Here is an 11,604-nt window from a genome sequence, read left to right on the forward strand (position 1 = left end):
GATTGAAGGTTTTGTTTAAAGTAAAAAAAGGCTATGCCCATTGTAGGATAGCCTTCAAGAAATTCCAAAATTAAGCACCTAAAGATAGTATATTTTGAGCAGAATGTCAATAGACATCTTTAATTTACATTGTTCCAATACCGCCAAACCAAAGGTGAACCAGCAGGAGCAGTCTTGTCGTTTTTGTCATCTTTGTCTTTCGATTTATCCTTTGACTCTTTCCTTTTTGAATACTCCAAGGCGTAGCTAAAAGGAATGATGCGGTTTTCGCCCCTATCCAAATCACACCTCCAACTCATTGTGCCTTCTACATAGTCCATTTGGGCAAGCGACAGGTCAATCATATCAATCTTAGCATCGGGATTCAATATATTGGGCAATTGATCTTGTATCTTAATTTTGATAGGCACACTCATTGTATTGTTTACCACAATTTCATACATCTGTGTTTCCTTTATTCCATTACCCATAAATTTACTTTCCTTGTCACTTTTCACCAAATTGCGGCTAACCAACACACGACTATCTTTGCCGAGGTTAAGATTCAACGTACCATTGATACCTGTTCGGTCAATCTCTATCTGTCCGAGGTAAGTATCTTTGAAGTACAACTTTCCGACTCCTTCAATGATTCCCAATTCTGAAAGATCCTCTACTTTTGCCATCAAAAAAGCCTCTTCTTCCAAAATCGGCATTCCGTAGTATTCATAATTCGTTTTTAATTCAAAATCAGATACATCTATCAGATAAGTTTCGCCGTCAGCAGGAATATAATACTCAACAGAAGTGTAAAATTTTCGCATATTGATGGTAGGTTGTCCGTCAATAGGAAGATTGTCAGAAAGTTGCACATACAATTCTTCCATATCATAGTTGTCATAATCATCTTCCATTGTATCTTCAACAGACACTACTTTTCCTTTCGCTTCGCTATACGGCTCATTACTAATACTCGCCTGAATCATTTCTTCCTCATCTGGAACCCACCTTTTCACTTTGGGGCGGGCTGTTGAAAAAATCAAATTGACATCTTCCCAAGCAATGCCTGTATCGTTGATGAGTTGTGCTTGAAATTTCATGTCAATGGGCTTCAATATGTCTGCGGCATGAAGCGTATAGACAGGAAGCCATCCAGCATCTGCCACCAAATAAGAAATACTCAAGGTTTGTTGAACGGCTTTTGGTGATTGAATAGTGACAATCAATTCAGTTTGAGGAGCAGTCGATTGTTCCTTCATTGCCTGCAAGCGTGCTTGCAAAGTATAGATGAGGTTTTTTTGTTCATCCACCAACTTTTCGGTTTGCGAAAGCTTGCGGTTGGTCATGTGGATGCGGTGACGGTAAATGCTTGCTGTTTGTAGCAGTTCTTTGATACTACCTGTCGCATTGCTCGCTTTTTTGAGCAGTTCTTTTTCTTGAACATAGGCATCATGGTCATTCTCTAATTCTATCTGCTGATCTTTGAAAACCGCTAGAGAATCCTCCAAGGCTTCAATTTGTTTTCGATCATAACTTCTGATAGCATTGTTTACCTCAGCATTCGTACCAATAATTTTGATACCTTCACCTTCTATTTTCAACTGCAAGCTTTCTTGATCCATTTTTGCAGACAAATCCTGAACCACAATGCGGTTAGTGCCTTCCTTAAGCTGGACATTGATAGACCGAAAAATTTCGGCAGAATTTAGGTGTACGACAACGGAGTCGATAGGCGGGAAAAGATTCTTTTGGGGATTTTTGGCATATACTTCCCCACATAGCCATACTAAACTTACAAGAAGTAGTACTTTGTTCATGACTTTAGGTTTTATTATTTCGTGGAATTTTTTTAAAAAAACTGGTGGTTGCTGCTAAATTAAGCAAAAATAAAGCCGAATCATAAATAAATTGACAATTTTGTGACAAACATGACTAAGTAAAATTAGCACTGCCTTCGATTTTCATAATTTTTTTATACAAAAAATTTAATCCCATTGAAGAATTTTTAATTAAAAATAATTTCTAATAAATATATTATAAGATATGTTTAAATTTAATAACTAAATATATAAATTAAAAAATGACCTGTGCTTTCCCTTACAATACTTCATTTACACTTCAATGTCTTGAACTTATACTGCTGGATTTGCCACAAAAAGAACAATTCGTATCAGGGATAGGCAAGCGCACTTCTCGAAAAACACTCATCGTCAAATGGCAAGACAAAGAAGGGCGAATTGGATATGGAGAATGTTCTTGCCGCCCCGACCCCTACTACTCTTCCGAATTTTTGGATGGAGTGGTTTTGATGATTCAAAAGTTTATCATCCCTCAACTTCAATCCACGCAAACCTACAACAATGTCTTGACCCTACTTCAAAAAATCAGAGGCTGGAACTTTGCCAAATCAGCCATTGAAGCGGCTGCCTATCAGGTATTGCAGCAACAAACAAACCATTCTTTGTTTGATACATTGCACACAAAACCCATCTCCAAAATTCCTTCGGGTATTTCTATGGGCATTTACACCGATAAGCACGAAATGAAAGAAGCGGTCGAAAAAAACATTGCAGCAGGCTATCGCCGCCTCAAATTCAAAATTTCACCGAATACCGACACAGATCTTTTTGATTTTGTCAATCCTTTGCTGTTTGACTCTGGGTCGGTCATTAGTTTTGATGCCAATGGTAGCTTTTCTCACAAGGATTTGGACAAATTTGCATACTTCGCCGACACTTATAATACAGTTATTGAACAACCTTTTTCACCCAGTCGCTTTGATATCTATTTAGCTGCAAAAGAGAGATTTCCAAACTTACAGGTGTGTTTTGATGAAGAAGTGAAAAGCATGGGTGATGTGATAAAACTGCATCAACTGGGCGTATTGGCCGAACTCAATTTGAAGGTAGGAAGAGTCGGAGGCATCACCAACAGCATCGAAATACTGCAATATTGCCACCAACATCAGATTCCCTGTTGGATTGGCGGAATGTTTGAAACGGGTATCGGTCGTTTGCTCAACCTTCAATTTGCCTCTTATCTGCCCGATGCTGTTGCCCACGATTTGAGTCCTTCGGCTCGCTATTTTATTGAAGACATCATTGACCCTCCTGTTGTGATGCAAAAGGGTTATATTGATATAGTTGAAGCAAAAAAATGTGAAATCATACCCGAATTGTTACAAAAATTTACTATATATCAGCAAGAATATAAATGGTAGGAGAGTAAACTGATCACACTTTATTTTCCCTGATTCTTCTTTTTACAAAGCTTTCTTAATCAATTAAATAATAATACATATAAAAATGTTCGACTTTTTAATCACCAACACTACCGTTTGCACAGGTTTATTAAACAAAGCAAAAAAAGCGGATGTTGGTATCCAAAACGGAAAAATTGAAGTAATCCTTGAAGAAAGCAGTGAAGGTTTTGGAAAATTAACTGCAAAACAAGTCATTGACGGAAAGGATTTGATATTGACTCCAGGTTTCATAGACCCACATGCTTCAACGGGTTTTGGATATTTTTTTCCCAATGCTGCCGACCACAAACTTTTTCAAGGCATCACCACCGAAATATTCGGCAATTGCGGCACTTCTCCTGCACCTATCGGCAAACATCTAATGTCCACCATGAACAGTTTGTCAGAGGACATTGGTTTTCCTTTTGACTGGCAATCTACCACTGAATACTTCAATAGGATTCAAAACAAACTGCAATTCAATATCGGCACTTTGGTTGGACATAGCACTTTGCGGGCGGGCAATATGGATGACTGGAACGAATTGAAACCGCATCAATTGACTGCAATGAAAACAGCTTTGACGACTGCAATGGATGAAGGAGCTTTGGGGCTTTCTACGGGACTGATTTATGCACCTGGCTGTTTTGCTGCAATGGATGAAATCATAGAATTGGTGCGAATCGTGGCAGAGAAAGGTGGTGTATATGCTTCACACATCCGCAATGAACGGGACAAATTGGAGGATGCAATAACGGAGGCTTTGACAATTGGTAAACAGGCTAATATTCCTGTATTGATTAGCCATTTGAAGGCAGCGGAACGAGAAAATTGGGGTAAAATACCGAAGGTTTTGCAGCAAATTGAAGCCTACAATGCTGAAAATATTTTACAAGCAACAGTAGATGTATATCCCTACACAGCTGTTTCGACCAAACTTAGAGCTTTTGTACCTAAGTATATTTTGCAGGATGGCATTGCAGCCGTTGCCCAAAAAGTGCAACAGCCAAGCGTAGTAGCGGACATTGCGGCTTGGATTCGATTGAAGGATTACGATTTGACCCAAATGCTGATTATTTCAGATGAGTTTGAACAATACTACGGCAAAACGGTTGCTCAAATTGCAGCCGAACAAAATCTCAGTCTTGCCGAAACGATTGCACAGATTTTGACCAAAAGTACCGAAACTTGGATTGTCTATCATTGCATCCATCAAGAGGACATTGACACGGCTATCAACTGGCACAAAGCCATGATTTGCACCGACTCATGGAGTTATCCTATCAATGCTCCCAAGTCTATCGGGCAGCCTCACCCCCGTTCTTATGGAGCTTTCACGACCTATCTCGAACGGTATGTTTTGCAGCAAAAAACGCTTTCGTGGGAGGAGGCGATTCACAAGATTACCTATTTGCCTGCTCAGTTTTTCAAACTCGAAAAACGGGGGCAAGTCAAGGAGGGTTTTCATGCAGATTTGGTGCTATTGAATCCCAAAACCTTGAAAGCCAATGCGACTTATTTGAATCCTCGTCAGTTGTCTTCGGGGGTAGAGCATCTTTGGGTGAATGGTCAATTGACGATTCACCAAGGGAAAATTTTGGACACTTATGCGGGAGAGGTGTTGAAGCATCGGGTTTGAATCGCAGATTTTTTGGATAGCGCAGATTACACAGGTTTTTATAAACTCTCATACATCCCCGATGAAAAATCGGGATTTCGCTATCGCTCAACACATTAACACATCAAAATTTAAACACAAATCAAAATGCTTTTAGAAAAAAATGTACTACCAAAATCTTTAGAAAACTTAGTAAACATCCTTACAGATGCACTCAATCTGTACGGAAAAATCACCCCAAAACTCGCTAAAAAATTGGTTGTCAAAGCCAATGTGCAAGTCAAAGACATGATGCGTTATGCGGCTTTTGACCACCCAACAGTTGATTGTTATGGACGAAAGTTGGTCTATGAGGACGACCATTTTGAAGTGATGGTAATGTCTTGGAATCCTCGTGATTATTCTTCTATCCACAATCACGGTCACACCGAATGGGGTGTAGTTCAAGTATTTGGAAATACCCACCATTTGGTATATCAATTAAAAGGCAATGAGTTATCATTTGCGAAAAAGGAGATTTTACCGAAAGGAGCAGCGATAAAGGTGAACAATGCTTTTATCCATCAAATGGGCAATGCTACGACTGAACCCTACTTAACGCTACATGTGTATGGTTCTAATCACGCACAAAAAGCGATTACGGCGGATGCCAAAAATTTTGATTTGGAATTGGATAGAATTGCCCATACTTCAGGTGGTGCATTCTTCAATTTGCCCGATGAAAAAATATATGATATCGAAGAAGGAGTTGAACCAACTCGTGAGGTGTTTATGCAATATGCCTACTTGTTGATGGATTACTACAATCGCCAAGAATTGACAGACGAAATTGCAGGATTGAAGCGGGATTTATTGAAGAAGATGGAAACAGTAGTGATTAGCAATTAATAATCAGACGCTTACGATTGATTTTTAAAACAAAAAAGCATGACTCGTTTTATAAGTAACAAGTCATGCTTCTCTGTTTTATTAATTTTCTAATCAATCCCCCAGCTCCCTTCATCCGCACAGTCCTTATTCAAAACCCTTCGACACCCCCGCTTCAAATGTCGGCGAACCCTAAATATGCCACAGAATTCTTCGCTACCTACAAACCTCCACAAAACCCGTCTTATTACGAGGAACAACCGTTTCTGTTTCAAATAATTGATAGCTAAACACATAGAAGTAAGTCCCATCAGGAACATCTTTGCTGCTTTCTTGCCAAGTACCATCCCATGCCGCCGTATTGTCGTAGTTGTCCACTTGATAGACCACATCTCCCCAACGGTTGAAAATCATCAAACTCGATGGAAATTCTTCATTGAAGCAAGCCTCTGACCCTTCAATCAAAAAGAGGTCGTTTATACCGTCATTGTTGGGTGAAAACGCATTGGCGAATTTGGGCAAACAATTGTTGCTCTCCACATTTACAACCACCAAAGCCGTATCACAAGCTACCGAATCATTGATAAAAGTAACGCACAATTCGTAGCGGAAACTGTCAATACCCACAAAATCAAGGTCTGGCATGTAGAGAACACTTGTATCTCCCTCCAATGCCGTACCCGACAAAGCAGGCTGAACAATGCGAATGTCAATGCTCGTTACCAAAGAATCGGCAGGCAAAAAGTCATTCTCCAAAACAGGGATAACCACATCCACACTTTCCGTAGTCGTTGTAGCATCGTCCATTGCCACCACTTCCCCTTCAATCGGTGGGTTTGTACTTGTAGAATCAATGGTGATGAATACCCATGCTGTATCGGTGCGTCCTGTTGGATCGGTAATCAAGTATTGGAAAGAATCCGTTCCGACAAAATCCGTTGAAGGAGTATAGTTTACATTCAACAAACCAAAATCAACCGTTGCAGTCGCCCCATTCACAAAAGGTCCGTCTATAATCACCACTCCCGTAATGACATCGCCATCAGGATCGCTGTCGTTTTCCAATACTTCAATGACAATCGGTGTGTTAATCAAGGTACTGACCGTATCATTCACTGCAATCGGCGGATCGGGAACAGGCGTTACTGCAATGTTGATGTTTACAGGAATACAAGTGCTATTCGGGTCACAAACATCTACGGTGAAAGAATCATTGCCCGTAAAATCTACATCAGGGTCATAGACCACACAATTGGCATTTTCAGACATTCCTGCCGTACCATTATCGGGCTGTGATACGATGAGAACCGTTCCAATCTCGAAAGCATCAATATAGTCCTCCAAACAAATTTCAACAGGCGTTTCTTCTTGCGTAATTGTATCAATCTCAGCCACATCACCTGTCACTGTGATGGTCACATAAGCCGTATCACAAAGCGGCGGTGTGCCTTGGTCACAAATAATGTAAGTGAAGAAATCTGTTTCTGTAAAACCTGGGTCGGGTCTATATGTTACAATTCCATCATTGTTGCTGTCATCTGCAGTGCCTCCTATTGGTTCGGTGATTAAGACAATCACCAAGTCACCGTTTTCTCCATCGGGGTCAAAATCATTGTTCAAAACAGGAATCTCAATCGGTTTGCCCAAATCAGTTGTCGCTTCGTCATCTACTGCAATAGGAGTTTGGTTGATAGGGATCACCGAAATATCGCTTACAGTCACAATAACCAAACCTGTATCACACAAAACAGGCACACCGTTGTCACAAATTACGTAGATAAAACTATCAATGTAGGCTTCATTGGTTTCAAAAGGGGTATAAATCACTGTACCATTTAAAAAATTAGCTTCCAACATTCCCCCTGTAAATGAATGAGTGCTTACCAAAGAAATGGTATTTCCACCAAAAGGGTCGTTATCATTCTCCAATACATCTATCACTATGGGCGTGTTCAAGGTCGTGTTTGCAATGTCGTTTACCGCATTGGGAGGCAAATTGGTTATACCATCCTCCAATACAATAATGGTTACAATGGTCACATCACAATCGCCCTTATCGTCACAAATTTGGTATTCAAAATAATCTGTACCTACAAAACCATTTGCAGGTGTATAGGTAATGATGTCTGTTCCAGGAGTCACTGTGATTGTACCATTTGAAGGATTCGTAACGATGTCGGTGACGTGGATTTCAGTGCCACTGTCGTTGTCCAAAACAGAAATGTTGATGGGCGTATTGAGGGCAGTATAAACGATGTCGGGTTCAGCATTCAAGCCCGAAGGCAGAACGGTAATGGTGACATAAGCCGTATCACAAAGCATCGGAATACCATCGTCACACACCGCATACATAAAGTAGTCCAAGCCCACAAAACCATTGTCGGGAATGTAGGTAAAACCTGTTGAACCAATCGGCACAATGATTCCATTTGCAGGATTGGACAACAAACTTGCCGTCAAAATTTGGTTGTTGTTGGGGTCAGCGTCTTCGTTTTCGGGATCGGTATCATTGCCCAAAACACTAATTTCAATCGGCGTACTTTCAAAAGTGACTGCTTCGTCGTCTGCTGCAATAGGTGAATGCACACAGGCTTCTGTTCCCACTGTCACCGATACCAAACCGATATCACACAATCCATTACCATCGCAAACATTGTAGGCAAAAGCATCACAGCCTACAAAATCCGTATTGGGCGTATAAGTCAATGTTCCATTTTCTTCAATGGTGACTGTTCCGTTGCTCGGATCTTGGATGATGTCGGTAATTGTCAAAGGATCGTTGTTGGGGTCGGTATCATTGCTAACTGCATCTATGTTGATAGGCGTATTCAAGTCCGTTGTCGCCACATCGTTGTTGGCATTGGGCGGCAAATTGGGTGTACTGTTTCCTTGTACCACAATGGTTACGAGCGTGATATCACACACACCTACATTGTTGCAGATTTGATAGGTGAAATAATCTGTACCGACAAAATTGGGGTTCGGCATATATGTCACCGTACCATTTGCAGGATTGATATTGACAATCATACCCGAAGTAGGAGAAGTAACCAATTGGGTAATTTCGATATTGCTGCCCAAATCATTTGCCAAAACAGGAATAACCACATTTTCATTGACCATCGTATAAGCCAAATCGGGCTCAGCATCTACTATATCATTTGGGTTGATATCACCATTGACGGTAACAGTCACCGTAGCCTCATCACATTGACCATCAGGATCACAGATTTGATAAGTAAAAGTATCTGTACCCGTAAATCCTGCATTGGGAGTATAAGTAAAAGCATTGCTACCCGCCATTAAGATTGTGCCATTGGAGGGATTTCCTGTCAATGTCAGGGTCAATTCTGTCAAGTCATTGTCCGCATCGCTGTCGTTGTCCAACACAAAAACCAATACCGTTTCACCTTCATTGGTCGTTACATTGTCATCTACTGCAACGGGCGGGAAAAGCGTTGTACCATCGGTCACTGCAATTATTACAGTAGCTTCGTCACACTGTCCATCAGGATCACAGATTTGATAGGTAAATGTATCCGTTCCCGTAAACCCTTCATTTGGAGTATAGGTAAACGCATTTTGATCTGTCATCGTCACCGTACCATTAGAAGGTTGGTTCGTCAAGGTCAAGGTTAATTCTACAATATCGTTGTCTGCATCACTGTCGTTATCCAACACAGAAACCAACACTGATTCACCAATATTGGTCGTCACATTGTCATCTACTGCAATGGGCGGAAAAGTCTCATTGCCGTTGGGTGTGACGGTAATGACCACCTTTGCGGTATCGCAAAGCGGGCCATCGTCACATTGATTACAAGCGATGTAGGTAATCGTTTCTGTGCCTTCAAAGCCTGAGTTGGAGTTGTAGTTTAGTGTTCCATTCTGGTTGATTGTTGCAGTACCATTTGCAGCTTGTGTAATGATGGCTGGGTTCAGTTCACTTCCACAAGGATCGTAATCATTGTCTAAAATATCAATGTTCACCATTTCTCCACTCAACACTTGACCTGCATCGTCTTCTGCAATAGGCTGCACACAGCCAATGTTTGCTTTGACGTAAATCGTGTCACAAACTCCTTCTGAATTGCAACCAATGATTTCGAGGTTATCTGACCCAAAAAAGCCAGGAAGTGGGATGTAGGTAAAACAGGAGTCGCTGAGAATGTCTATGCTACACTGAAAAATAGGCTTAACTGATACAATACCTGCTCCTTCTAAGTCGCAAAACGTCACACAGATTTCGATTTTCTGCAAAGGCTTCACACAATATTCGTCTTGAAAACTGCAATCAACTATTTCGTCAACGGTGACAAATACAGTAGCCGTTGCACACAAACCCGTAGGGTCGCATACTTCATAGACAATGGTTTGGTTTGTGCCGCAGTTGTTTCCTGCTGTATAAACGATGTTGTTGTTATTGATAGTAGCTGTTCCGCAGTTGGGAGGGGTAATAATGTTGGTAACAGTCAAAGTTTGGCCATCAGGTTCGTTATCATTGTTCAGTACATTGACCGTCACTGTTTCACCTGCTGTAACTGTCGCAAAATCGTCCATTGCAGTAGGTGGTTTTGTGCCGCAATCGGGTTCAACTTTAATATTCACAAAAGTGGTATCACACAATCCTACACCATTGCAAGCAATAAAAGTAGCTACTGTAGAATAAGTAGAAGTGGCATCAGGTGTATAAACGAAACAGTTAGAATTGTTGTCATTCAAAATACCCATTGGTACACTTGCATCAATACTTACGACTTCTGCCAAAGGAATCTCACAATATTCAGGGCATAACTCTACGGTATCGGACATCGGCAAACAAACCGAAAAATCTTCATTGCAGGAAGTAGCGGCGGTTACGTTGATGACAACCGTTGCCGTTGCACATTTTGGGCAGTCGTTGCAGACCGTATATTCCAATACATCTTGTCCAGTGAATCCTTCATTAGGCACATAACTTACCTGCCCCAACACCACAGTCGATGTGCCATTGCTGGGCGGACTGCTGATTTCAGTTACCAACAAATCATCATTGCAGGGGTCACTATCATTGGCAGTCACTCCAATAATTACACCTTCCAAAGCCGTATTGGTTGGGGTCGTCACACCATTGACGGTGATGGAAGTAGAAGTGATTTGTACGTTGTCATTTTCAGGAATAGGTGCTTCGCAGCCAATCGTCACATACACCTCTGAAATACTGCAAAGAGAAGGCATACTGTCATCGCATTGCTCCACATATACCGTATCTGTACCTGTCAAACCTGGCAATGGAATGTATTGAAAACAAGAATCACTCAAAAAAGTCAAACTGCAATGGAACAAGGTATGCGTTCCTTCCTCGCTAATCACTACATTATCGCCATCGGGATCTACACCGTCTAAGCAAATAATGACAGGTGTAATGGGCTGTGTACAAGTAGAAATTTCTTCAATAAGTGGGGGAGATTGCGCTGATAGATTGTTGGTCCATGCACTTGCCAAAACAAATAGGCTCACATATAAAAATAGAGAATAAACGACTCTAAAACTTTCGATTATATACCTTAGTGGGTATTTTGTTTTCATGTTTGGTGGAATTTTTGAGGGTCGCTACAAAGCGGCAAATTCATTGGAATTAGGTTATTAATAAGGTATTGGTCTGCTGGTGAAGTGGTTCGTGGGGAATCGCTGTGCCAATTATATTCTGTGGATAAAACTTGCATAGTCTTTCAATCTGTGATTATCCAAAAATCTTGCCACAAAAAATATACCCATGGCATGTTGGAAAGAATTCAAAATGATCCAAAAGCTATATTTACCAATTATTTTTTAATTACATTAATTTTATTTTTTTCTCATTTACATATAAAACAGAGCAACTTAATGAAAATCTAATTGTAAATACAGCTTCTGAAAA

At 40.7% G+C, this 11,604-nt stretch carries 5 protein-coding genes; 3 read left to right on the forward strand and 2 right to left on the reverse strand.

The genetic code is table 11. The annotated features are described in order from the left end of the window. Nucleotides 1–119: 119 nt before the first annotated feature. Nucleotides 120–1,796 carry a DUF4139 domain-containing protein gene (locus R3E32_10995; GenBank protein MEZ4885243.1) on the reverse strand — a complete coding sequence of 559 codons (1,677 nt, stop codon included), beginning with the start codon at nt 1,794–1,796 and terminating at the stop codon, nt 120–122. A gap of 263 nt (nt 1,797–2,059) precedes the next feature. Here R3E32_10995 and menC point away from each other — a divergent pair, with 263 nt between their 5' ends. The 3 genes from menC (at nt 2,060) to R3E32_11010 (ending at nt 5,726) form a co-directional block, all read left to right on the forward strand. After that, entirely contained in the window at nt 2,060–3,199 is a 1,140-nt protein-coding gene (menC, locus tag R3E32_11000; GenBank protein MEZ4885244.1) for an o-succinylbenzoate synthase, read from the forward strand. 85 nt (nt 3,200–3,284) lie between these two features. Then, nucleotides 3,285–4,859: an amidohydrolase family protein gene (locus R3E32_11005; GenBank protein MEZ4885245.1), complete on the forward strand. Its 1,575-nt coding sequence runs from the start codon at nt 3,285–3,287 to the stop codon at nt 4,857–4,859. Nucleotides 4,860–4,985: 126 nt separating this feature from the next. After that, a complete protein-coding gene (locus R3E32_11010; GenBank protein MEZ4885246.1) occupies nt 4,986–5,726 on the forward strand; it encodes a cysteine dioxygenase family protein in 741 nt (246 codons plus the stop codon). A gap of 195 nt (nt 5,727–5,921) precedes the next feature. Here the strand turns inward: R3E32_11010 and R3E32_11015 are convergent, their stop codons facing one another. After that, complete coding sequence (locus R3E32_11015; GenBank protein MEZ4885247.1) at nt 5,922–11,273, reverse strand: Ig-like domain-containing protein; 5,352 nt, start codon at nt 11,271–11,273, stop codon at nt 5,922–5,924. Between the last annotated feature and the right edge of the window lie 331 nt (nt 11,274–11,604).

The organism is Chitinophagales bacterium (assembly GCA_041392475.1).
In the GTDB taxonomy this organism is placed as follows: Bacteria; Bacteroidota; Bacteroidia; order Chitinophagales; family UBA2359; genus JAUHXA01.

Coding starts and splice junctions, on each gene's coding strand:
- R3E32_11005 (MEZ4885245.1), top strand. CDS start 3,285: ATGTTCGACTTTTTAATCACCAACACTACCGTTTGCACAGGTTTATTA.
- R3E32_11010 (MEZ4885246.1), top strand. CDS start 4,986: ATGCTTTTAGAAAAAAATGTACTACCAAAATCTTTAGAAAACTTAGTA.
- R3E32_10995 (MEZ4885243.1), bottom strand. CDS start 1,796: ATGAACAAAGTACTACTTCTTGTAAGTTTAGTATGGCTATGTGGGGAA.
- R3E32_11015 (MEZ4885247.1), bottom strand. CDS start 11,273: ATGAAAACAAAATACCCACTAAGGTATATAATCGAAAGTTTTAGAGTC.
- menC (MEZ4885244.1), top strand. CDS start 2,060: ATGACCTGTGCTTTCCCTTACAATACTTCATTTACACTTCAATGTCTT.